Origin of the sequence: Halobacillus sp. ACCC02827, from assembly GCF_030291935.1 — a bacterium.
Taxonomy (GTDB): domain Bacteria; phylum Bacillota; class Bacilli; order Bacillales; family Halobacillaceae; genus Halobacillus.
On record NZ_CP128168.1, the window covers coordinates 1,528,592 to 1,552,317 of the forward strand.

Annotated in this window: 26 protein-coding genes; 16 read left to right on the forward strand and 10 right to left on the reverse strand. The window is 47.0% G+C overall.

Features of this window, described 5'->3' with window-relative positions; all coding sequences use genetic code 11:
• From QRD89_RS08190 to QRD89_RS08205, 4 genes are all read left to right on the forward strand, one after another.
• The gene (locus QRD89_RS08190) at positions 1-978 is read left to right on the forward strand and encodes an alpha-ketoacid dehydrogenase subunit beta (protein WP_008639076.1); all 978 of its coding nucleotides are present in this window, start codon (positions 1-3) and stop codon (positions 976-978) included.
• Between the two features lie 29 nt (positions 979-1,007).
• Entirely contained in the window at positions 1,008-2,288 is a 1,281-nt protein-coding gene (locus QRD89_RS08195; protein WP_008639078.1) for a dihydrolipoamide acetyltransferase family protein, read from the forward strand.
• Between the two features lie 3 nt (positions 2,289-2,291).
• On the forward strand, positions 2,292-3,698 hold the full coding sequence (gene lpdA / locus QRD89_RS08200; protein ID WP_008639079.1) for a dihydrolipoyl dehydrogenase: 1,407 nt from the start codon (positions 2,292-2,294) through the stop codon (positions 3,696-3,698).
• A 71-nt stretch (positions 3,699-3,769) separates the two neighbouring features.
• Positions 3,770-4,522, forward strand: a complete 753-nt coding sequence (locus QRD89_RS08205; protein ID WP_286096714.1) for an arylamine N-acetyltransferase family protein — start codon at positions 3,770-3,772, stop codon at positions 4,520-4,522.
• Positions 4,523-4,685: 163 nt separating this feature from the next.
• On the opposite strand, the gene QRD89_RS08210 is transcribed toward QRD89_RS08205, so the two are convergent.
• Positions 4,686-4,808: a hypothetical protein gene (locus tag QRD89_RS08210; RefSeq protein WP_255358485.1), complete on the reverse strand. Its 123-nt coding sequence runs from the start codon at positions 4,806-4,808 to the stop codon at positions 4,686-4,688.
• A gap of 255 nt (positions 4,809-5,063) precedes the next feature.
• On the opposite strand from QRD89_RS08210, the gene QRD89_RS08215 reads away from it, so the two are divergent.
• Positions 5,064-6,380, forward strand: a complete 1,317-nt coding sequence (locus QRD89_RS08215; RefSeq protein ID WP_286096715.1) for a YvbJ-related protein — start codon at positions 5,064-5,066, stop codon at positions 6,378-6,380.
• A gap of 112 nt (positions 6,381-6,492) precedes the next feature.
• Here the strand turns inward: QRD89_RS08215 and QRD89_RS08220 are convergent, their stop codons facing one another.
• From QRD89_RS08220 to QRD89_RS08230, 3 genes are all read right to left on the reverse strand, one after another.
• Positions 6,493-6,888, reverse strand: coding sequence for a hypothetical protein (locus QRD89_RS08220; protein ID WP_026577528.1), 396 nt, complete (start codon positions 6,886-6,888; stop codon positions 6,493-6,495).
• A 167-nt stretch (positions 6,889-7,055) separates the two neighbouring features.
• Positions 7,056-8,585: a glycine betaine uptake BCCT transporter gene (locus tag QRD89_RS08225; protein WP_008639085.1), complete on the reverse strand. Its 1,530-nt coding sequence runs from the start codon at positions 8,583-8,585 to the stop codon at positions 7,056-7,058.
• A 61-nt stretch (positions 8,586-8,646) separates the two neighbouring features.
• The gene (locus QRD89_RS08230) at positions 8,647-9,717 is read right to left on the reverse strand and encodes an FUSC family protein (RefSeq protein ID WP_286096716.1); all 1,071 of its coding nucleotides are present in this window, start codon (positions 9,715-9,717) and stop codon (positions 8,647-8,649) included.
• Positions 9,718-9,872: 155 nt separating this feature from the next.
• Between QRD89_RS08230 and QRD89_RS08235 the strand changes: the two genes are divergently transcribed.
• Together QRD89_RS08235 and QRD89_RS08240 are read left to right on the forward strand one after the other, a co-directional pair.
• Positions 9,873-10,709, forward strand: a complete 837-nt coding sequence (locus QRD89_RS08235) for a polysaccharide deacetylase family protein (RefSeq protein ID WP_008639087.1) — start codon at positions 9,873-9,875, stop codon at positions 10,707-10,709.
• 213 nt (positions 10,710-10,922) lie between these two features.
• Entirely contained in the window at positions 10,923-11,036 is a 114-nt protein-coding gene (locus QRD89_RS08240) for a GapA-binding peptide SR1P (RefSeq protein ID WP_008639088.1), read from the forward strand.
• A gap of 53 nt (positions 11,037-11,089) precedes the next feature.
• Here the strand turns inward: QRD89_RS08240 and QRD89_RS08245 are convergent, their stop codons facing one another.
• Entirely contained in the window at positions 11,090-12,559 is a 1,470-nt protein-coding gene (locus QRD89_RS08245) for an aminotransferase class I/II-fold pyridoxal phosphate-dependent enzyme (protein ID WP_008639089.1), read from the reverse strand.
• Between the two features lie 124 nt (positions 12,560-12,683).
• Between QRD89_RS08245 and QRD89_RS08250 the strand changes: the two genes are divergently transcribed.
• Entirely contained in the window at positions 12,684-13,649 is a 966-nt protein-coding gene (locus tag QRD89_RS08250; protein ID WP_369815261.1) for an NAD(P)H-dependent flavin oxidoreductase, read from the forward strand.
• Between the two features lie 17 nt (positions 13,650-13,666).
• A complete protein-coding gene (locus QRD89_RS08255; protein WP_008639092.1) occupies positions 13,667-13,939 on the forward strand; it encodes a UPF0223 family protein in 273 nt (90 codons plus the stop codon).
• 60 nt (positions 13,940-13,999) lie between these two features.
• Here QRD89_RS08255 and QRD89_RS08260 read toward each other — a convergent pair whose 3' ends face one another.
• Positions 14,000-14,635 carry a YktB family protein gene (locus tag QRD89_RS08260; protein WP_008639095.1) on the reverse strand — a complete coding sequence of 212 codons (636 nt, stop codon included), beginning with the start codon at positions 14,633-14,635 and terminating at the stop codon, positions 14,000-14,002.
• A 181-nt stretch (positions 14,636-14,816) separates the two neighbouring features.
• On the opposite strand from QRD89_RS08260, the gene QRD89_RS08265 reads away from it, so the two are divergent.
• Positions 14,817-15,005: a YkzI domain-containing protein gene (locus tag QRD89_RS08265; protein WP_008639098.1), complete on the forward strand. Its 189-nt coding sequence runs from the start codon at positions 14,817-14,819 to the stop codon at positions 15,003-15,005.
• 147 nt (positions 15,006-15,152) lie between these two features.
• Entirely contained in the window at positions 15,153-15,959 is an 807-nt protein-coding gene (locus QRD89_RS08270; RefSeq protein ID WP_008639099.1) for an inositol monophosphatase family protein, read from the forward strand.
• Between the two features lie 39 nt (positions 15,960-15,998).
• On the opposite strand, the gene QRD89_RS08275 is transcribed toward QRD89_RS08270, so the two are convergent.
• Positions 15,999-16,181, reverse strand: coding sequence for a DUF5325 family protein (locus tag QRD89_RS08275; protein ID WP_008639100.1), 183 nt, complete (start codon positions 16,179-16,181; stop codon positions 15,999-16,001).
• A 133-nt stretch (positions 16,182-16,314) separates the two neighbouring features.
• Between QRD89_RS08275 and QRD89_RS08280 the strand changes: the two genes are divergently transcribed.
• Positions 16,315-16,695, forward strand: coding sequence for a YlaH-like family protein (locus tag QRD89_RS08280; RefSeq protein WP_008639101.1), 381 nt, complete (start codon positions 16,315-16,317; stop codon positions 16,693-16,695).
• A gap of 53 nt (positions 16,696-16,748) precedes the next feature.
• Here QRD89_RS08280 and QRD89_RS08285 read toward each other — a convergent pair whose 3' ends face one another.
• Positions 16,749-16,952 carry a YlaI family protein gene (locus QRD89_RS08285; protein ID WP_008639102.1) on the reverse strand — a complete coding sequence of 68 codons (204 nt, stop codon included), beginning with the start codon at positions 16,950-16,952 and terminating at the stop codon, positions 16,749-16,751.
• Positions 16,953-17,089: 137 nt separating this feature from the next.
• Here QRD89_RS08285 and QRD89_RS08290 point away from each other — a divergent pair, with 137 nt between their 5' ends.
• Positions 17,090-17,374 (forward strand): YbyB family protein, encoded by a 285-nt coding sequence (locus QRD89_RS08290; protein ID WP_008639103.1) that lies wholly within the window; start codon positions 17,090-17,092, stop codon positions 17,372-17,374.
• A gap of 28 nt (positions 17,375-17,402) precedes the next feature.
• Here QRD89_RS08290 and QRD89_RS08295 read toward each other — a convergent pair whose 3' ends face one another.
• The gene (locus QRD89_RS08295) at positions 17,403-17,981 is read right to left on the reverse strand and encodes a YhcN/YlaJ family sporulation lipoprotein (protein WP_008639104.1); all 579 of its coding nucleotides are present in this window, start codon (positions 17,979-17,981) and stop codon (positions 17,403-17,405) included.
• An 85-nt stretch (positions 17,982-18,066) separates the two neighbouring features.
• On the reverse strand, positions 18,067-18,561 hold the full coding sequence (locus tag QRD89_RS08300; RefSeq protein WP_008639106.1) for a hypothetical protein: 495 nt from the start codon (positions 18,559-18,561) through the stop codon (positions 18,067-18,069).
• A gap of 89 nt (positions 18,562-18,650) precedes the next feature.
• On the opposite strand from QRD89_RS08300, the gene glsA reads away from it, so the two are divergent.
• From glsA to pyc, 3 genes are all read left to right on the forward strand, one after another.
• Positions 18,651-19,580: a glutaminase A gene (glsA, locus tag QRD89_RS08305; protein WP_008639108.1), complete on the forward strand. Its 930-nt coding sequence runs from the start codon at positions 18,651-18,653 to the stop codon at positions 19,578-19,580.
• Positions 19,581-19,667: 87 nt separating this feature from the next.
• Entirely contained in the window at positions 19,668-19,949 is a 282-nt protein-coding gene (locus QRD89_RS08310; protein ID WP_008639110.1) for an Fpa/YlaN family protein, read from the forward strand.
• A gap of 205 nt (positions 19,950-20,154) precedes the next feature.
• Positions 20,155-23,598 (forward strand): pyruvate carboxylase, encoded by a 3,444-nt coding sequence (gene pyc, locus QRD89_RS08315; protein ID WP_026577525.1) that lies wholly within the window; start codon positions 20,155-20,157, stop codon positions 23,596-23,598.
• Positions 23,599-23,726 lie beyond the last annotated feature (128 nt).

Sequence of the window (23,726 nt, forward strand, 5' to 3'; positions counted from 1 at the left end):
ATGGCACAAATGACTATGATTCAAGCCATCACAGATGCGATGCGCACAGAACTTAAAAATGATGAAAACGTGCTGATTTTCGGTGAAGACGTCGGTCAAAACGGCGGTGTATTCCGTGCGACAGAAGGTCTTCAAAGTGAATTCGGCGAAGACCGCGTATTCGATACGCCTCTTGCTGAATCCGGAATCGGCGGTATGTCCATCGGGCTTGCCCTGACTGGTTTCCGTCCGGTACCTGAAATCCAATTCTTCGGTTTCGTATACGAAGTAATGGATGCAATCAGCGGTCAAATGGCACGTTACCGTTACCGTTCCGGTGGTACACGTCCAATGCCGATTACGGTCCGTTCTCCTTTCGGTGGTGGTGTACACACACCAGAACTTCACGCAGACAGCCTGGAAGGCCTTATGGCACAACAGCCTGGACTTCGTGTAGTTATTCCATCCAACCCTTACGATGCGAAAGGTCTATTGATCTCTTCCATCCGCAATAACGATCCTGTTATCTTCCTTGAGCACATGAAGCTTTACCGCTCTTTCCGTGAAGAAGTTCCGGAAGAAGAGTACACGGTAGAGCTTGATAAAGCTGCAGTGAAGCGCGAAGGTACAGACGTAACATTGGTCGCTTACGGCGCAATGGTACACTCTTCCCTTAAAGCAGCGGAAGAACTTGAGAAAGACGGAATCAGTGCAGAAGTTATCGACCTTCGTACTGTAAGCCCGGTTGACTACGAAACGATCCTTGAATCTGTTAAGAAGACAAACCGTGCGGTAGTCGTTCAAGAAGCTCAGAAACAAGCTGGTATTGCAGCGAACGTCGTTTCTGAAATTCAAGAAAAAGCCATTCTTCACTTGGAAGCTCCTGTTCTGCGTGTAGCTGCACCGGATACAGTATATGCATTCACTCAAGCGGAAGAAGTATGGTTGCCTAACCACAACACAATCGTTGAAAAAGTCAACGATGTTATGAACTTTTAATCATCTCTAACTTATAGGAGGGAACAACCGTGGCATTTGAATTTAAGCTACCTGATATCGGTGAAGGTATCCACGAAGGTGAAATTGCAAAGTGGTTCGTCAAGCCTGGCGACGAAGTAAAAGAAGATGACGTGCTTTGTGAAGTACAAAACGACAAAGCCGTTGTAGAGATTCCTTCTCAAGTAGATGGAACTGTTAAAGAGCTTCACGTGGATGAAGGAGAAGTAACAACTGTAGGTACGGTCATCATCACGATTGATGACGGTTCTGAAGATACAGGCTCCTCAGAAGCACCTAAAGAAGAAGCGAAGGAAGAAGCTCCTAAAGAGGAAGCGAAATCCGAAGAGCCTCAAACATCTGAAGAGAGCGATGTAGATGAAGACAAGCGCGTCGTAGCCATGCCTTCTGTACGTAAATTCGCTCGCGACAACGATGTGGATATCCGTAAAGTACAGGGCTCCGGCAAAAACGGACGCATCGTGAAAGAAGACATCGAAAGCTTCTTGAACGGCGGACAGCCGGCTGCTTCTGAAGCACCTGCAGAAGAGAAAGAAGAGGCATCTGCTTCTACTTCTTCCGAACAGGCCGTACCAGCTGCGGGCGAAGCATATCCGGAAACACGTGAGAAGATGAGCGGTATCCGTAAAGCGATCTCCAAAGCTATGGTTAATTCCAAGCATACGGCTCCTCACGTAACGTTGATGGACGAAGTGGACGTAACAGAACTTGTTGCCCACCGTAAGAAATTCAAAGCAGTTGCTGCTGAACAGGAAATCAAGCTGACATATCTTCCTTATGTTGTGAAGGCTCTTGTTTCCACACTGAAGAAATTCCCTGTACTGAACACGTCTATTGACGACAGCACAGATGAAATTATTCAGAAACACTACTATAATATTGGTATCGCGGCAGATACAGATAAAGGCCTTATGGTTCCAGTCGTTAAAGACGCAGATCGTAAGTCTGTCTTCTCTATCTCCAGCGAAATCAATGAACTTGCTGTAAAAGCTCGTGACGGTAAACTTTCAGCACAAGAAATGAAAGGTGCTTCCACTACAATCACGAACATCGGTTCTGCTGGTGGTCAATGGTTTACTCCGGTAATCAACCACCCAGAAGTAGCGATCCTAGGTATCGGCCGTATCGCTGACAAACCGATCGTCCGCGATGGTGAAGTAGTAGTCGCTCCTGTCCTTGCGATTTCCTTGAGCTTCGACCACCGTATCATCGATGGTGCTACAGCTCAAAACGCAATGAACAACGTCAAGCGTTTACTGAACGATCCACAACTAATTATGATGGAGGCGTAAAGTATGGTAGTAGGAGATTTCCCAATTGAACTAGACACGTTAGTAGTTGGTGCGGGTCCCGGCGGCTATGTAGCTGCCATCCGCGCTGCACAAACAGGACAAAAAGTTACAATCGTTGACAAAGGCAACCTCGGCGGTGTCTGCCTTAACGTTGGATGTGTACCTTCCAAAGCATTGATTCAAGCGGGTCACCGTTATGAGCATGCAAAAGGATCCGAAGACATGGGTATCAAATCGGAGAACCCGACTGTTGATTTCACAAAAGTACAAGAGTGGAAGGGCAGTGTCGTTAACAAACTTACCAGTGGTGTCGAAGGGCTTCTTAAAGGAAACAAAGTAGACATCGTAAAAGGTGAAGTTTACTTCGTGGATAAAAACACGGTTCGCGTTATGGATGAGAAAAATTCTCAAACTTACACGTTCAACAACGTAATCATCGCGACAGGTTCTCGTCCAATCGAGCTTCCTACTTTCAAATACTCTGATCGCGTCCTGGATTCTACAGGTGCTCTTAACCTTAAAGAGATTCCTAAGAAACTGGTCGTTATCGGTGGTGGATACATCGGTACAGAGCTTGGTACGGCTTACGCTAACTTCGATACAGAAGTGACGATCCTTGAAGGTACAGGCGATATCCTTGGCGGCTTCGAGAAGCAAATGACTTCTGTCGTTAAGAAACGTCTGAAGAAAAAAGGCGTCGCTATCGAAACGAACGCCCTTGCACAAGGTGTGGAAGAGCGTGAAGACGGCGTTACCATTACTTACGAAGTTAAAGGCGAAACGAAATCCATCGACGCTGACTACGTACTTGTTACCGTTGGTCGTCGTCCGAACACAGACGAAATCGGCTTGGAAGACCTTGGCGTGAAAATGAGCGACAAAGGTGTTATCGAAGTGGATAAACAGTGCCGTACGAGCATTGACAACGTCTACGCTATCGGTGATATCGTTCCTGGTCCTCCACTTGCTCACAAAGCCTCTTACGAAGGTAAGATCGCTGCGGAAGCAATTGCTGGTGAGAAGTCTGAAATCGACTATCTTGGAATTCCAGCTGTTGTATTCTCTGATCCAGAACTTGCTTCTGTTGGTTACACAGAACAAGAAGCGAAAGATGCTGGTTACGAAGTAAAAGCAGCTAAATTCCCGTTTGCAGCAAACGGACGTGCTCTTTCTCTTAACGACAGTGACGGTTTCTTGAAACTGGTTACTCGTAAAGATGATGGTCTCGTTATCGGTGCTCAAATTGCAGGTCCAAACGCTAGTGACATGATCGCTGAACTTGGCCTTGCTGTAGAAGCAGGCATGACGGCGGAAGATTTGGCTCTTACAATCCACGCTCACCCAACTCTAGGTGAGATCACGATGGAAGCTGCTGAAGTAGCTTTGGGTAACCCAATCCACATCATGTAATTATTTTAAAAAAGGCAAAAGCTCTTCGGAGCTTTTGCCTTTTTCTCTTATATAGAGAGGAGAGCAGGAAGATGGAAGTAGAGCGTTATTTAAAGCGTATTCATGTAAACAGGTTGGAGGCACCCTCTTTGTCCTTCCTGAGCAGACTTCAGGATCAACATATGCTTCATGTCCCTTTCGAGAACTTGGATGTCATCCGTCAAGTTCCAATTGAACTGCATATACCATCCTTTTATGATAAAGTTGTTCTCCGCAGAAGAGGAGGATTTTGTTATGAACTGAATGGTCTATTTCATTGGCTGCTCGGAAAGGCGGGGTATGAAGCGCGGTTGATCAGTGCCACAGTGAAGCAGCCGGATGGGGATTGGGCTCTAGAGGACAGCCATGCCGCTATCATCGTGTGCCTGGATGGATCGGAGTATTTGGTTGATGTTGGATTCGGAGATTCTACGAGGAGGCCGCTTCGCCTGAGCGGGGAGGTTTCAAGAGACGTGAGCGGGGATTACCGCGTCGATAAGTGCGGGAAAGCATTCTATCTGCAGAGAAAGAAAGATGACTCAGAGGAGTGGCAGACGCTGTACCGTTTTTTGTCCAGAGGAAGAAAATTAGACGATTTCCATAAGGCCTGCGAGTATAACCAGACCTCCCCTTCTTCTCCTTTCACAGGTAAGGATATCGCTACGATTGCTTCAGCTGACGGCAGACTGACTATTTCCGGAAATACCTTGATACAAACAACCCGTTTCGGCAGAGAAAGAACCGGGATCGAGGAGGAAGAGAAGAAGCTGCTTCTTCAGAACGAGTTCGGCATGTCTTCTTTTTGATACCAGGAAAAGAAGGAGATACCCCGTCCCTATAGAACAGTATGTAGAAAAGGGAAAAGAGGTGTCATAGGTGAACAGCCCTATTCGTCCTGTGATTCATACGGTGCTCGTACCTGTCACGGATTTAAAGGCATCCAGCAGGTGGTATGGCCTATCCACTCCGTTAGATGCTGTGTCTCCCCCCGTGCAAAACATCCCGCTTGACCATCACACCGGCCTGACTCTGGATACGGGAAGGTAGTTTGATAAGGAAAAGCAAAGCGGATTGCCCCTGTTCAACTTCCATACGGATGATATCCTATCCGCTGCGGAATTCGTGAAGAACCGAAAGCTTGGAGAGATCAGTGACATTACCGTCTTCGATGATCTTTCTTTTTTTACTATACAAGACCCGGATGACAATATAATTATGATAGGAACCGGATGAGCAGAGAATTCTATTCTCTGCTTTTCATTATGCTTTCTTTATTAAGAATATATTGTGCGATATAGAAGAATATGTTAAATTGTATCTCGTATCACAAGGGATAGGAGAGATAGAATGAAGAAAAAAATGATATTCGTTGCTTTACCGGTACTGGCGGTTCTTGTCTTTGTCGTCATTCAAATGAGCAAGCCGTCCCCTTCTGACGTGTTGACGGATTTTAAGGAAGCGGTCCAGGCGGAAGATTCAGATCGCCTGTTCGACATGGTCGAGCTCGAAGATGACATCGAGTGGAGTACAGAAGACGCAGAAAGTATGATTACATATTTTAAGCAAAATGAAGATGATTGGTCTGATCAAATGGAAGTATTAAACAGGCAGGCAGCTGCGTACCAATCGAAAGGCGATACATCGATTTCAGCCGGTGCAAACGAGTTGGCTAACGGTGGATTTTATATGAAGAAGGAAGAGGGGCTTTTTGGAGCTGCGTATGCGATAAAGGCGGCTGGGTTTCATCTGGATCTGCAGGCTCCTGAAGATGCTGAGATTACTTTCAAGGATGCCGAGATCGATATGTCAAACAAGGAAACAAAGCGGCTTGGTACGTTCGGACCCGGAGTTTATACGATTCATGGCTCTAAACAATATGAATATACAAAGGTTTCCGAAGACAAAGAAGTGACGTTGTTTGAACAAGGGGATTATTCGCAGGCGGTTCAAATGGATTTGACAGGAGAGAAGGTTACTGTCACGTCTCAGACACCGGAAACTAAAGTGAGAGTAGAAGGAAAAGACACGGAGCAAACAATTAACGAGACGCTTGCCGTTGGTCCCATTGGAGAAGGAATGACGGTTCAAGGATTCAAGGAGTTCCCGTGGGGAGAGGCGACAAGTAAATCGTTTGTGGTCGGGGAGGATGAATACACCGATGTGGGAAAAGGTTTCGCTAAGTTGGAAGGGTATGATCTGACTCCCGATCCTGTGGTAGGCGATGCGATGAAAAAGGCAGTAGTTTCTGCCATCAACCGGTTCGCTGAGGAGGAAGTAAAGGCCAAGAAAGAACAAGATGTGGAGATACTTACTAATATCAGTGATCCATTGGAAAAGGACTACATCGTCCAAATCCAAGATTTTGATGAGGAAAATTACTTTGAAGGAAAAGCCCTTGGAACGCTGATAGACATAGAGAATGCAAGTTATGAACAAGGACAGGGAGGCGTGGACTTATTAAGAGTTCCTGTCGAGTTTCACGAGGAATCCAGGGAAGTTTATGAATATATTGATACAGAGATGAGAGAGTCATTCGATGCCACTGTCGTTGTTCTGACGTATGATGAGCAGGAGAAGCAGTGGATCATCTACGATAAAGAGAATAAGCGTCACGTGGGAGAGGACTATATGTCTGGGGAAGGTGTAGTGAAAACGGAATTTTAATTGGTTGTTGCATGTAGAGTTTCCGCACTCATCCTCGTTGAATAGGAAGAAAAGAATCGAATATGAAAAGATCCGGTCTCTGTAGAGGCCGGATCTTTTTCCTTCCTGTCCATCAGGAAGGTTTTTCTGTATAGGAACCGGTCATGTTGATGGAATCTTCCAGTGCTGTAAGAATATCAATATGCCGGTTATCACCTTTTATCGTCTTAACGGTCTTTCCTTCTTTCTTAACAACAAGGGCAGGGAGATCTTCTTTCGTCAGACGAAGGTTATCCGAATTCATCTCCTGCTGTTTAAATTCCAGCTCTTCTGTATCCTGTTGTTTGACTTTCCAATCAAGCAGGGCGCTCATATAATTTTTTGCTGCTTCCTGCTCATCGCTGTCTGTGTAGAGGTACAACTCATAATCGAGAGGTGATGCCTTCAGAACCTGGACATCTTCTGTTTTCGGTATGCAACCGGCTAACAACAGGACAGCAAAAAACGTCATGATCAGGTACTTGTTCATCCTCCGCCACTCCCTTAGCTTCGTTCCATCCTAAGTGTAACAAAGGACTAGGGGATAGTTGGAACTGTTATCGTTTTGTTACGGAAATGAAAGCCTTATGTCGCTTTATGATAACAATGTGTAAAATAAAACCCCCTCGATCCACGGGACCGAGGGGGAGGATATCTTTATTTCTTACGCAAATTGACCTTTTTGCCTTCTTCCTGGAATGCTTTGAAGAGGGAGAAGCAGATCAAAATCATGATGAATGTAAACGGGAAGGCGGCGATTATTGCTGCTGTCTGCAGGGAACTCAATCCACCCTGCCAAAGAAGTACAGCGGCTGCACCGGCCTGAATGATACCCCAAGTGAACTTCACCTGGTTCTTAGGGTTCAGGCTTCCGTTGGTCGTCTGCATACCGAGAACGAAGGTCGCAGAGTCGGCAGACGTGATGAAGAACGTGCTGATCAACAGCAGTCCGATAATTGCCATGACTGAACCAAGCGGAATATGCTGCAGCATAGAGAACAGCGCGACTTCTGTACCAAGTTCGCTTACATCGGATTGAATGTCTACTCCTTGGAAGAACTCAAGGAAGATCGCAGATCCACCAAATACGGAGAACCAAAGAGCTCCGAAGATCGTAGGGACGAGCAGGACACCGAGAACGAATTCGCGGATGGTACGTCCTCTGGATACACGGGCAATGAATGTACCTACAAATGGAGCCCAGGAGATCCACCAAGCCCAGTAGAAGATCGTCCAGTCCTGTACCCACGTATTATCTTGGGAGAACGGCGTCATGCGGAAGCTCATCTGCGGAAGGTCACGGACATATCTTCCGAGTGTCGTTGTGAAGAAGTCCATGATGAAGTTCGTCGGACCGGCGAACAGCAGGAAGAGCATAAGTACAATTGCAAGCACGATGTTCGTGTTACTCAAGTACTTGATCCCTTTGTTCAAACCTGTCATGGCAGATGTCATGAACAAGACGGTAACAATAGCGATGATTGTCAACTGAAGAGCGAACGTATCGCTTAAGCCGTCAAATGTGTACGCGAGACCACTGGATATCTGCAGTGCTCCAAGACCGAGTGATGTTGCAACACCGAAGATCGTTGCGAATACAGCGATGACATCGACCAACGTTCCGATCGGGCCTTTGACGCGTTTCTCACCAAGGATCGGTGTCAGGGCAGCGCTGATGACGCCGGGAGCGTCTTTACGGAATTTGAAGAATGCCAGTGCCAGTGCAAGGACGGCATAGATGGCCCAAGGGTGGAGTCCCCAGTGGAAGAAGGAATATTTCAACGCGGACTGCGCGGCATCCTCACTCATCGGCTCCTGTTCTACGCCTGCTGGTGTATGCAGGTGGGAAAGTGGTTCCGCTGCACCCCAGAATACGAGGCCGATACCCATACCGGCACTGAAAAGCATAGCGAACCATGTGAGATAAGAATATTCCGGTTCTTCATCCGGTTTACCCAATTTCAAATTACCATATTTAGAGAAGATTAAATAAATGGCGAAAATCAAAAATCCTGTAGCGGACAGCAGGTAAAACCATCCGAATTTTTCTGTAAGAAATCCTTGGACATTTGATGTAATGTTAGCAAGGTTCCATGTCGGCAGCGTTGATTCTGGAATCGTTCCCCAGATGATGAATAAGAACGCAATGACGACGGAAATGTAAAATACTTTAGTTACTTGATTCATGTCTAAGTTCCCTCCTAATGGATTTGTTTGTGCACATTCCCCTTTGTACAGTTTTGTACGATCAATCTCTTAAGTAGCACTTCTCCACCAAGGCCATCTGTTTTGCAGATAAGTCCTGCAGTTCTTCCAAAACATCATGGAAGCACAGCATTTCATAAAGCAGGATTGTCTGTGGTGGGAGGTGGTGTCGGTATGTGGTTTTCTTGATGACGTGGTCTTCTTTCCATTTCCAGAATAAACGGTCCAAATGGGCGACGTTTTGAAACTGCTCTTCCTGGATGGAATGGGTCGGGTCCAGTAATACCCGGACATAATGATCCGTCAAAGAATGCAGAAGTTCCTTCTCAGATTCCGAGAAATCGGATCCCTTCGTCTGAACATACTGCAGATTCCCCAGATGATAGACGATTTGCTGGAAGGCTGCGAGCTTCCTTTGGGAAAGTTGAAAAGCGACCATTTCTTCATTCGTGTGACGGTGATACTTCCATTCTTCCCGCTGATAACTTGACAGCTGCAGAGTTTTCTCCAGATGAGCGGTCAGCTGCCGGTAAGACCGCTGGTTACTCCGTGTTTTCTCTTTAGATTCTGCCGTAATATCATAAATTATTCGTTTCAGGAGAAGGCCGGCTTGGTTATAAAGGCCATTGATGTTTTTGTAAATCATTGGGGAATAATTGGGCGGCAGCAGAAAAAAGTTCACAAATGTCGAAACAATGATCCCAATGGATGTAGTACCCAATCTTGTGAAGAATGAAACAAAATAATGGTCCTGAAAGTCCGGAATCATGGCTGTCGCCGTAATGGTGGCGACAAGAATGCCGGCATCGAGCTTCAGTTTGTGACAGACAGCAATAGTCGCCATCGCAACCAGCGCAAACGTAAGGGCACCTTTTCCGAAAAGTCCGTAGAAAGCCGTAGCAAGCAGAGCTCCGATTGCAGAGGCGGGGAAACGCACTGCCGCCTTCTTGATCGAGTCGGCTGCCGTATGCTCGATCGTGACAATTGCGGTTATGACAGCGAAAATAATGGGTAAATTAAAAAAACCGCAAATCAATGCAGTCAGAAAGACAGATATACCCGTCTTCAATGTACGGCTTCCGAGAAGTTTGAATCGCTTGATTGCTTGAAGCATTTCCATCACCCATTCAATAAAAAATGAAAAATAGATATTTAATGAAAGACCACATCAAAACATTATATAACAAATTACCTAAAAAACATAGAAAAAATGTAGATTTGTCGGATATAATGGAATATGTGGAAATACATAACAGTGGAGGGTTTACTATGAAGAAGTGGTCCCTATTCCTCTTCATCCTGCTGATCATGCTTGCTGCATGTTCCGAAACGAATGGACAGGAAGGACAGGAGAAAGACCAGAAAGCAGAAGAAAATGTACAGACGTCTGATGATTCCGGGCAGACATCCGAAGATGAAGCCGACAAGGAGGATTCAGAAACCAAAGAGGAAGCGGAAGAAGCGACGGCCGATACAGCGCCTCAGTACGAACTTACGGGAAACTGGTCGTTTCAGCCGATCGGGGATGCCAATCCGAAAGTTGCTCTGCTGACCTTTGACGACTCTCCCGATAAACATGCGGTTGAAATGGCCCGTCTGCTGAAAGAGAAAGGCGCACCGGCCATTTTTCTTGTGAATGGACACTTCATCGATTCGGAAGAAGGGAAGCAGAAATTAAAGGAAATTTATGAAATGGGCTTTGCCATTGGGAACCATACGGCAACACATGCCAACTTGAAGGACCTGACAGAAGAACAGCAGAGGGAAGAAATTGTGAGCGTCAGTGATACCGTGGAAGAAATAACAGGCGAACGGCCGAAGTTCTTCCGTGCACCTTTCGGCTCCAACACTGATTTCTCCAAGCGTTTGGCGGAAGAAGAAGGAATGCTTGTTATGAATTGGACCTACGGCTACGATTGGGAGAAGCAGTATCAGAATCCGGAAGCTCTTGCTGACATCATGGTCCATTCCGAATATTTGAATGACGGGGCCAACCTGCTTATGCACGACAGGGAATGGACATATCAAGCGCTCGGTGATATCGTCGATGGTCTCCGGGAAGAGGGCTATGAGCTCCTCGATCCTGCACTAATTCAAACGCCTTAAGAGAGAACGAACCACATAATGTACAGGCTGAAGACCATCTCCGGATGGTCTTTTTTTGTCTAAATCTTTTCCGTATCACATATATTGTAGGAAGGAGAAAATTAGTATAACACATTTATTAAAAAGTTATACTTTTGGGCTTGATTTTTCGTTTGTGCCATATTAAAATGAACTTACATTGAAAACGATTACAAATAAAGGGAGTGGATGTAGATGGGTACAATCATTTGTCAAGACTGTCAGAAGGTAATCGAGCATTACGATAATGAGAAGGTGGCTACTCTTTACAGCACATGTCCAACTTGCAATAAACCGAAAGAACAATAGGGGATAAAATAAAAAAGAACCAAGCGCCGGAAAAGGCGGCTTGGTTCTTTTTTTTATTGAAATGCTTTCTGTTCCCTGATAACGTGGATGGTTTCCAACGTGTCATCCTCAGGACCCTGTACAGGGAGACCAGCTTCCATATTCTCGTGAATGTAATCGACGTTCTCTTTGGTAATGATCTCACCAGGGATGAAAATCGGAATGCCTGGAGGGTACACCATAACGAATTCGGCACTGATTCGTCCGACAGCCTCTTTCAAAGGCATGGTCTCCGTTGTGGAGTAAAAAGCTTCCCGCGGCGATATCGCAAGTACAGGTATATCCGGCACCTTCACCTTAGCGTTTGCCACTTCGACGGCAGAGGAACGCTCCTCAGCCAATTGACAGAGGGCGTCGATCAATTTGTCGACATCCTCTTCCCGGTCGCCCGGGGTGATGATACACAAAATATTGTAAAGATCGGAGAGTTCGACTTCGATCGCGTAGTGTTCCCGCAGCCATACTTCCACGTCGTAACCCGACATACCAAGTTTCTTAACGGATATGATCAGCTTCGTAGGATCGTAGTCCACTGTGGCATGACTCGTGAGGATCTCCTCTCCAGGACAGTAAATGGATGGAATATCGTTGAGCCTCGTTCTTGTTTCGTCTGCCAGGCGGAGCGTTTCTTCCATCAGCTTACGTCCGTTGACAGCTAGATGTCTCCGTGCTGTATCTAAGGAAGCGAGCAGGATATAGGAAGTTGATGTCGTATGGAGCATCGAAAGGATCGTCTGAACCCGTTCATGTGATACAAGGCCTTCCCGAAGGTTCAATACGGAGCTTTGCGTAAGCGATCCACCGAGCTTATGGACGCTGGTTGCAGCGAGGTCTGCACCTGCCTGCATCGCAGACAGTGGCAGACGCTCATGGAAGTGGATATGGACCCCGTGTGCTTCATCGACAAGGACGGGAATGTCATACCCGTGAGCGATCTCTACTATCTGCTTCAGATCCGCCGTGACACCGAAATACGTAGGATTAATTACGAGCACACCTTTAGCATCGGGGTGGGCTTCGATGGCTTTCTGCACGGCCTCCGGAGTGACCCCGTGGGATATACCGAAGCGTTCATCCAGTTCCGGGTGTACGAAAATCGGTCGTGCACCGGAAAGGATGACAGCAGTCGTAATGGATTTATGGACATTCCGTGGGACGATGATTTTATCTCCAGGCTGGCACACGCTCATGATCATCGTCATGATCGCACCGGAGGTCCCCTGGACAGAGAAGAATGTATAGTCTGCACCGAACGCTTCTGCTGCAAGGTCCTGTGCCTCTTTAATCATGCCCTGCGGATGATGTAGATCATCCAGAGGTTCAATGTTGATCATATCTATGGACAGCGCATTCTCTCCAATGAATGCCCGGAATTCTTCGTCCATTCCTTTTCCGTTCTTATGACCGGGAATGTGGAACGGTGTCGGTTTTTTATCTCTATGTTTCTTGAGCCCTGTGAACAGGGGCGTCTCGTGTTGGTTCATAGTAAAAGCTACACCTCTTTACAAATAGAAAAGCAAATGAATTATAGCAGAGGAGGGGGATAACTGGCTAGTGTTTTATGTATCCTTTTTTCCAACCATGATAAAATGGGAAGGAAAGGAGCGGATGGATGTGAGATGGTCGACACGTGTTACCGAAATGCTTGGCATTACATATCCGATTATTCAGGGGGGGCTTGCACACCTGGCTTATTCAGAACTTGCATCAGCAGTTTCCGAGGCAGGCGGTCTTGGACAATTGACAGCGATGAGCATGGAAAGTCCGGAGGTATTGAAAGAGGAGATCGGGCGTATGAGGGAGAAGACGGCACGGCCGTTCGGTGTCAACTTCGCTATCGGTCAGCACGGCAGGCCGTACGAAGCGATGGTGCAGGCGGCAATCGATGAAGGCGTCCCAGTCGTATCGGTCACAGGGGGTAATCCTAAGCCTGTCCTTGAAATGGTTCAAAAACATGGGGTGAAGACCCTTGTGCTTGTGGCGTCCCGCAGGCAGGCGGTCAAAGCAGAACAGCTGGGCGCCGACGCGGTGATGGTGGTGGGTCAGGAAGGGGGAGGGCATCTTGGGCGTGATGACGTCGGAACGATGGTCCTGACCCCGCAGGTGGTGGACTCTGTCAAGATCCCGGTTATTGCATCAGGCGGGATCGGCGACGGACGTGGATTAATGGCCGCTCTTTCCCTTGGTGCAGAAGGCATAGAAATGGGGACGCGCTTCATCGCAACAAAAGAATGCACCCTCGCCCATACTTCTTATCAGCAGGCGCTTGTGGAGGCTGACGAAACGTCAACGACCATTGTTAAACGGAGTCTTCAAGCACCTGCGAGGGCATTGAAAAATGAGTGGACAGCACGTATTCTGGAATTGGAGGCAGAAGGAGCGGGGTATGACGGTTTGAAGACGTTCATCGGGAACGAAGCGAACCGCGCTTTTATTCATGAAGGAAAAGAAAGTGCAGGATTCGGCTGGGCGGGTCAGGTGGCCGGCCGAATCAGCGATGTACCGACAGTCGAAGAACTTTTTGACCGCATGCTTAAGGAAGCGGCTGATATCCGTACCCGCTTCTGTCCGTAAATAAGGAGGATTGTTTTATGAGTTATACGTATCCAATCGATGAAGTTCACTGGTCCAAGGAGGAAATCATCGATGTTGTCAATTTTTACAGTTTAGTTGAGAAAGCATACGAGAACGGGGTGAAGCAGGAGGAATTGCTCCTTGCTTATACGAGATTCAAACAGATCGTCCCTTCGAAAAGTGAAGAGAAGACGCTTTGCGGCAAATTTGAGAAAGAATCCGGCTATTCCTGTTACCGGACGGTGAAGGAAGCGCGTTCCAAGCATCCGGAAGATAAAGTGAAGATGTAAAGGAAAGGGCGCCCCAATGGGGCGCCCTTTCCTTATTTCTATAACTGCTCATTGAATTCTTCAGGCCAACTGTTTCGTTGCCTGGTAGAGTGGTTCAAGCGTTTGGAACGTCTCTCTGCACAATTCGAGGAAAGCTTCCCCGTCCTTCAAGCGCAAGTCCCCCCGTTCCAAATGGCGGCCGCAGAGAATCTCCGCTTTCTTCACGGACTGCAGCCGCTCTGTCATGCTTAAGAACTTCTCCTCATCGACCTCGCTGTGAGGGATGGCATCCGGTTTCGTATGATCGATCGACCAGACGAAATCATCCGGTATTTCCTTTAAGATAGCTGCTTTACTATGCTCGAGCTTTCTTCCGAAGTCCTCTTTAATCGGGCTCTCGTAGATGACGGCAAACCAGATGAACACGTGGGTTTCCCACAAGCCGATTTGAAAATGCGGCAGTTTTTTATAGCCGCGTTTGTTGGATGCAAGGGCTGCCCACGTATCGTTCGGCGGGTTCGTTTTCCGGCGGGCATGCTTCGCAACGTGAACGAACATCTCGTCACCAGTCATAGCAGTCACATCAGGGGCAAGGTCTGTAGCAATCGCTTCCAGTTTCGGGGAAATCCTGCCCCGCAATGCCTCCATTCTATTTTCAAGTCCTGGAATGGAAAAGACGTCGAAATCTTCCTGGGTGAATCCGTGGAACGTACTCATTCTATTAACACCTCCGGTTAGTTCGGTCTTATTTTACCACAACACATCCGCTTTACTAAGCGATGTGTTCGTCTGGTTTGAACGTTGTAAAAATGGGTTACATATAAGTAATCTAACTGAAACTTCTGTCGCAAATGTCACATATATATATAGTAAGGATTTGAAAGGGAGGGGTTTGGCAATGAAACATGTCATGGAAGCGTTGCGTAAGCGAGAAGCAGAAGAGAAGCTCCCGGTGATCCGTATGGAAATTGATTACGAACTGGTCTCCTTACATGATGCGATTCTTGCGGGAGATCAAGAGCAGATGAAGAAGACGAAAAAACGTCTCTCTGAACTTCGTAGACAACTGATTGAATGGTCCATATAGACCGAGCGGCGATTTCCGTTGCTCGCTTTTTTTTGTTTGGAAGGAGGACAAGGACTCCCGGCGGCATTAGGGGAGAGCCTATTTGATGCATTTCCTGTCAAATTTTGATAGGATGGAGGGTGACACTTAGAGAAGGGGTACGATGATATGGATCAACAGATGAAGAATAAGATTTATGATCATGCGAAGGCATGGATCTATGAAGCAGGCGAAAACATCCGGGCTGGAATCGATTCACCTAGATCCATCGAAACGAAATCAAACCCGAATGACCTGGTAACCGAAATGGACCAACAGACGGAGAAATTTTTTGCGGAGAAAATAAAAGAAACCTATCCGGACCACCTGCTTTTCGGAGAAGAAGGCTTCGGAGATGATATCAAAGATTTGTCCGGAACGGTATGGATCGTCGACCCGATTGACGGTACGATGAATTTCGTTCACCAGAAAAGGAATTTTGCTATTTCCATCGGAATCTATTCAGAAGGTACCGGTGAAATAGGCTTGATCTATAACGTGATGGAAGATACTTTGTATGCAGCAAAGCGTGGGGAAGGGTCGTATAAGAACGAAACCCGTCTCCCACAATTGAGCGGGGAACGTCCATTAAACCAGTCGATCCTGGCCTTAAATACGACGTGGCTCCTACCTGAGAATCCCTACGTGGAACATAAAGGGATGGAGAACCTTGTTAAGAAACTGCGGAGCACAAGGTCTTACGGCTCTGCTGCTTTGGAATTCGCATTCATGGCGGAGGGAATTATGGACGGTTATTTGACGATGTCTCTTATGCCTTGGGATTACGCTGCCGGTGCCATCCTCGTTAATGAAGTGGGAGGGACCGTAACGAAAGCGGACGGGTCACCTCTTGATTTGTTAAATAAAACGACTGTCCTTGCATCAAGAGCGAACATTCATGAAGAAATTCTTGAAGGATATGTCCTTTTGAAATAAGAGTAAAAAGAGCGGCCTCGGATTCGAGACCGCTCTTTTTTATGCGTGTTCCTGCTGTAGTTTACGTTTTCTTCGCAGGCCGACGCTCATGATCGCGAAGCCGAGCAGGAAAAAGGCACCCGCAAGCCAGAAGACCTGCTGGCCTAAGGCAAACCCGACAGCGACAAAGGACAAGATGACAAGCAGGGCCAAAAAGCCGTTGCTCCATTGAAAATTCTTCACAAAGACTCACCTCAATTCTTCTCTATTATATAGGATTTGTCTAAATAATGAAAATGCTGTCATGGGTAGCTTATCCTGGATAAATTTAGTATGATGGGAAAGTAAGGAGCCGAACTAGTGGAGGAGGGACTTCATGAGGGACATGTCTACATTACCGGTCCCCGCCGATCTGTGGCCGGTAGCGGATTTCTTCTTCCGGGGGCTGGGAAGTGAAGTCAACTTGAATGATGAAACAGAAGTGGGAATGTTGTTTCGTTCGTTTTTATTATTATATTTGACCGTCGTGTTGCTGGCGATCGCGACTTTCAAGCTTGGATTCGCAAGAAAACTGCCTGTATTGAAGACGATTGTCGTATACGGGGTGCTCGTCATCGGTACCTTCATACTGACTCTTCTGTTAGGGTTGAACTTGCCGATTCCGGAAAGTCTGATGGTGGCAGCCCTTATTCTCGGTGTTTACCGTGTTCGTCTTCACAGGGAACGCAGGGAAAGAGCCGGGAGAGAGCCGTCCTGATATGGAAAGAGCCCGGGTGCAGGCACCCGGGCTCTACGGTTCTATAGTTTACTTCAGCTTAAATGCTTCTCTTTCTTTCTCTCCTTTTGAAAGCGGAAAGAACCGGAAGCGAGCCGTTTTTTCGTGTTTTTTTCAATGCGATCGTGGCATGATTGACACATGTACGTGTGAATCCGCCTGTTTCTCAATCGCTTCGCCTGTAAACAATAACTGTCGATTTTTTCAATCTTGTCGCATATCACGCATTGTACACGCATCTATTTCACCTCTATCTTTCAAAACGATTACATATAGTTTAACATATGATGGCAATTTAAAATAGATGCAGATTCCACGTTTGATTGGACAGGTGGTTGGGAAATGTAAGAAAAGAAGTCAAGGAAAGGGTGGTTGGATGAAGAAACGTTGGATTTTTACCGCAGTTGGAGCAGTAGCAGGAGGAACACTTGCTTATTTCCTGAAAGATGAGGATAACCGCAAGCAGGTAAAAGACAAGGCAAAATCCATTCAAGGTACGTTCACCTCCAAGGATGATATGCCGATTGAGGAAGCCGGTAAGCCGGAAGTCTCTCATTTGGAAAATGCGGACATGGTGTCCGAAGGCTCTCAGTTCGGTGTTCAATACTACAACGAACTAACAGAGAAGGAAAGAGAGATCCTGGAAAGAAGTAACAGCTAAATCCTTTATGGATTTAGCTGTTTTTCTGTTAATGATCCTTCGACTGTTTCTTTTGGACATCTTCCAGATTCTCTTTTTTATCTTTTGGTATCGTTTCTTCGTTTGTATTTGTTTGCGGTTTTTCGTTAATCGGACCTTCGGGCATGTACCTGGCGACAATCTGGCTCAGTTCATCCGTCACACCTTCGACCGGATGTCCTTCAGCAATCTTTCTGCCAAGTCCTCGAAGGCGTTCGACCCCGTCTGCATCGGCAATGACGGCTGCCTGCTTGCCGTACGGATCATGCTTGAGCGCTTCAGCGACGGAATACTTAATGACCCCGACGCGGGAGCGGTCCAAATCCTTGTCCACATCAATGCCGACGGCTACATAGTTACCAAGTACGATCGCTGTCGCATCATGGACGTCAGGAACCTCTACGGCAATTTTCGCCAAATGCCGGGCTGCCTGCTGGCTCGTTAAGTTCTTTCTTTCCACCGGATCCGAGTCCGTCACATATTTCAGTTCCGTCTCACCCTGTCGTTCCTGAAGCAGCGACTCTTCACCGGATTGCTGCTGACAGGCGGCTGTAAACAACAGCGCAGTTGTCAATAGAAGTTTTTTCACTGGAAACACCACTTTTTTTATTTATAGCCTGTGATTTATGGTGGATAATATGCAAAAAGGACAGCTGTATCAGCTGTCCAATTGTTTACTTCAATTCAATTTTTTTGATGCCTTTGATCGGTTCGGATCGATTGGAACCATCCTGGAAATACAGATGGACCGGCCCTTCTTCTTGGAGCGGCTTTCCATTCTCTGCGAACAGCAGGTAGGCGTGCTTCAGAACATCGGCATCGACGACGTGTTCTCCTGAAGCCGTATGTAAAGCGGCCTGTGTGACTTCTTTTTCCGGCTCACTCGTCTCGAGGAACGGCTGGATCGGCATAAGGAACGTACCGGTCAATATCCGCTGTTTCTCATATCGGTTCAAGCTCTTGTTCACCGGTGGGTTAATTTTCTGTTGGTAAACTTCTCTGTCAAAGCGTAGGGACTTGCGTTTGAGTTCGTCTTCTTCTTCCGATTGTGCCCGTACTTCATCCGGTTCGAATATTTCGTCGAACGTCATCTTCCGATCATCGAAGATCCATACGGTAGGATCCAGAGTGATCGGGAATTTTACATTTCCTGCTATTTGGACAATCATGGCGAAGCCACCTTTCGAATAGTAAAAAATTCATGCATAAAAAGCATAGCAAAAAATGAATTCGATTTCATTACAGGGAGGTCCTTTCATTGAAAAAAGATATTACCGAACAGGAATTATCCGGATGGCTGGATAATGTCCGGCCCTATGCCTATGACGGACAAGTAGCCAACTATATCCCAGCCTTATCACGCCAGGACCCCGAAGATCTGGCAGTTGCCATCCATTATGTAAATGGAGAATCGGTGGAAGCAGGTAAAACAGAGGTCCGGTTCACTTTGCAGAGTATTTCCAAAGTGATTGCACTTGCGCTTGCATTGATGGATAACGGGGAATCCTACGTTTTTGACCGTGTCGGAATGGAACCGACGGGGGATCCATTCCACTCGATCTACCGTTTGGAACAAATACCTTCTAAACCGCTTAACCCAATGATTAATGCAGGAGCGCTTGCGGTTACAAATATGATTCACGGAGACACACCGGATGAGAAAGTGGGGAGGCTGCTCAGTTTCATGCATGAACTGACGGATGATCACTCCATTACGTACAATGAGGAAGTTGCCGGCTCTGAATTTGAAACAGCCTTTCTCAACCGATCCCTCCTTTTCTATATGAAGCAGCATAGAATTGTCACGGGAAGTGTGGAAGAGACACTCGATGCATACACGAAGCAGTGTGCGATAGAGGTCAATGTCTGCCAGCTGGCAAGAATCGGTGCCCTCCTTGCAAACGGCGGGGTGGATATTCAATCCGGAAGGCGGATTATTCCGAAACACCTGGCCAGAATATGTAAAACATTTATGGTTACGTGTGGGATGTACGATGCTTCCGGTTCCTTTGCGATTAAAGTGGGCATCCCTGCGAAGAGTGGTGTTTCCGGATCGGTGCTTGCTTCCTTAAATCATTTTGGAGGGATAGCGGTTTACGGGCCAAGCCTTGATGAGAAGGGAAACAGCGTCGTCGGGCTGAAGCTGCTGGAGATCCTCTCCAACCGTTATGACCTGTCCATTTTTTGACGATGCCAAGCGATTCCAATGTTGCATTTTTTGCGTGTAAACGATAAGATGTTAAAAAGAAAGACATGTATTCGGGAGGGGATTTTGATGTTGTCTGATGTGGCTGTGGATCATCGTGAGAAAGCCTATGCCCTTCTTAAAGCTGATGCTGATAAAATTCTACAGTTGATTAAAGTACAGATGGACAATCTGACAATGCCTCAGTGTCCACTTTATGAAGAGGTTTTAGATACACAGATGTTCGGTTTATCCAGGGAAATCCACTTTGCGGTCCGGCTGAACCTGATTAGTGATGAAGAGGGAAAACAGCTGTTGGATAATTTGGAAAAACAATTGAATGTACTGCACGAGGCTTCTCAAAAGTCTTGATTATCAACTCAAATTACGACAATACTTGTTGTAGTTTGAGTTTTTTAGTTTTTAAAAAACAGCGCACGGATAACTGCCATCCATTGGAAAAGTCAAAAAAGCAGGAAAAATAGGTTCCTATGTAGTAAAAGTAACAGAAAGATCATCCATTGCAGATTACATCCAGAAACAGACATAGTAAATGATAGAAATGGAGAGTGGGACTATGGCACAAGTGAAAAAAATCAACAAAGTTCTTGTAGCGAACCGTGGGGAGATCGCGATTCGTGTATTCCGCGCGTGTACGGAACTGAATATCCGTACGGTCGCCGTCTATTCTCAGGAGGATACAGGCTCCTATCATCGGTATAAGGCGGATGAAGCCTATCTTGTGGGGGCAGGTAAGAAGCCTATTGATGCTTACCTGGACATTGAAGGAATCATCGAAATCGCGAAAAGTGTCGGAGTAGATGCCATCCACCCGGGCTATGGCTTTCTATCAGAGAACATTCAATTTGCCCGTCGATGTGAAGAAGAGGGAATTACGTTCATCGGCCCGACCAGCCAACATTTGAGCATGTTCGGGGATAAGGTAAAAGCCCGTTACCAGGCGGTTCAAGCGGATATTCCCGTCATTCCCGGGAGCGATGGTCCTGTAAGCGGTTTGGATGAGATACGAGCCTTTGGTGACAAACACGGCTATCCGTTAATGATCAAGGCATCCATGGGCGGCGGCGGCCGGGGCATGCGGGTCGTCCGCAGTAGAGAGACCCTGGAAGATTCTTATGACCGTGCCCGCTCGGAAGCGAAGGCTGCCTTCGGAAGTGATGAAGTATATGTAGAGAAGCTGATTGAAGAGCCGAAGCACATCGAAGTGCAGATCATGGGGGATCATGAAGGCAACGTCATCCACTTATACGAGCGTGACTGCTCTGTCCAGCGCCGTCACCAGAAGGTGGTGGAAGTGGCTCCGAGTGTTAATCTTTCAGATGATCTCCGGGAGCGGATTTGTGCTGCAGCGGTTAAATTAATGGACAATGTTCAATATGTCAATGCTGGAACAGTTGAGTTCCTTGTTACCGGCGATGACTTTTATTTTATAGAAGTAAACCCCCGTGTCCAGGTAGAGCATACGATCACAGAAATGATTACAGGTGTGGATATCGTCCAGACCCAAATTCTTTTAGCGGAAGGGTACGGACTACATAGTGACCGGGTCAGCATTCCTCATCAGGATGAAATCAAACCGCACGGTTACGCGATCCAGTCCCGAGTTACGACAGAGGATCCGTTAAACAACTTCATGCCGGATACAGGGAAGATCATGGCTTACCGGTCCGGAGGAGGTTTCGGGGTTCGTCTCGATGCAGGGAATGCGTTTCATGGTTCCGTCATTTCCCCTTACTATGATTCCCTGCTTGTGAAGTTGTCCACATGGGCACTGAGCTTCGATCAGGCAGCGAATAAGATGGTCCGTAATTTGAAAGAGTTCCGGATCCGCGGTATTAAAACGAATATTCCTTTTCTTGAGAATGTCGTTCAGCACAAGCAGTTCCTGTCAGGCGAATATGATACCACCTTCATCGACCGTTCACCGGAACTATTTGTATTTCCTAAGCGGAAAGACCGTGGTACGAAGATGCTTTCCTATATTGCCGATCGGACGATCAACGGTTTTGAAGGGTACGGCAACCGGAAGAAACCTCCATTTCAGAAGCCCAGGGTTCCCGAAGTCAAATACTCCGAACCTGTGCCGGAGGGATCAAAGCAAATTCTTGATGAACGCGGCCCGGAAGGACTTGCTGAATGGCTGAAGGAACGGAAGGATGTGCTCCTCACCGATACGACGTTCCGTGATGCTCACCAGTCGCTCCTTGCCACAAGAGTAAGAACGAAAGACCTTGAAAACATCGCAGAGCCTACTGCACGCCTGCTTCCAGATTTATTCTCCTTGGAGATGTGGGGAGGAGCCACCTTTGATGTATCTTATCGATTCCTCAAAGAAGACCCTTGGGAGCGTCTATTAAAGCTGCGTCAAAAAGCACCGAACGTATTGTTCCAAATGCTCCTTCGTTCATCCAACGCGGTCGGATACAAAAATTATCCGGACAACCTCATCCGTGAGTTCGTGGAGAAAAGTGCAAATGCCGGAATCGATGTATTCCGTATTTTCGACTCTTTGAACTGGGTGGAAGGAATGAAGCTGACCATAGATGCGGTGCGTGAAAGCGGCAAAGTAGCAGAAGCAGCCATCTGTTACACAGGAGACATTCTCGACGAAAGCCGTCCGAAGTACGATCTGAATTACTATAAGCGGATTGCCAAGGAATTGGAAGAGGCTGGTGCCCACATTTTAGGAATCAAGGATATGGCAGGGCTGCTTAAGCCGGAAGCCGCTTATCAATTGATCACAGCTCTTAAAGAGACGGTGGATATTCCGATCCATCTTCACACGCATGACACGAGCGGAAACGGCTTATTTACCTATGCCAGAGCGGTAGAAGCGGGTGTTGATGTAGTAGACGTTGCCGCAGGATCGATGGCCGGATTAACGTCACAACCGAGTGCGAACAGCCTTTATTATGCTTTGGAAGGCAGCGAAAGAAAGCCTGATGTCAACATCAAAGCTTATGAAGAGCTCGGGAAGTACTGGGAAGATATCCGAAAGTATTACCAGGATTTTGAAAGCGGTATGATGGCTCCACATACGGAAGTTTATGAGCATGAGATGCCAGGGGGGCAGTACAGCAACCTGCAGCAGCAGGCGAAAGCCGTCGGGCTTGGGAACAGATGGGAAGAAGTGAAGACGATGTACCGTCGTGTAAACGACATGTTCGGTGATATCGTCAAGGTAACACCGTCATCCAAAGTGGTCGGAGACATGGCCCTTTACATGGTTCAAAATGACTTAAACGAGGATGACGTATATGACAAAGGGGACACGCTTGACTTTCCGGACAGCGTGGTAGAGTTGTTCCAAGGCTATCTTGGACAGCCGTACGGTGGGTTTCCGCAGGAGCTCCAGCGTATTATTCTTAAAGGGCGGGAACCGATTACCGTACGCCCGGGAGAATTGCTGGAGCCGGTAGATTTCACGGATCTGAAAGAAACGCTGTTCCATAAACTCGACCGTCCGGTGACCAGCTTCGATATGATCAGCTATGCTCTTTATCCGAAAGTGTTCATGGATTATCATGGATTCACGGAACAGTACGGAGACATGTCTGTACTTGATACGCCGACATTCTTCTACGGAATGCGCCTCGGAGAGGAAATCGAAGTAGAGATCGAACAGGGAAAAACATTGATCGTCAAGCTCGTTTCTGTCGGAGAACCCCAGATCGACGGAACCCGCGTTATCTATTTTGAGCTGAACGGTCAGCCTCGTGAAGTCGTTGTACGTGATGAGAATGTGAAGGCGGCTGTTGATGAGCGTCCGAGAGCCGATAAATCAAATAATAAACATATAGGAGCGAGTATGCCTGGTACAGTCGTCAAAGTCCTTTCCAGCAAAGGAGAAGATGTAAAGAAGGGGGATCATCTGATGATCACCGAGGCCATGAAGATGGAAACGACGGTTCAAGCTCCATTCGACGGGAAAATCAAAGATGTTTATGTATCCAATAACGATGCGATTCATGTAGGAGATCTCCTCATCGAATTTGAATAAGATAAATACGTGTCCCTAAGGGGGCGCGTATTTTTTTGATGGCAGAGGCTGCTTTATAGATCTACGATTATTTCTTGGTCATCTTGGATAGGATGGTAGGTGGAGATCCTCTTTGCGGTACTGGGAAG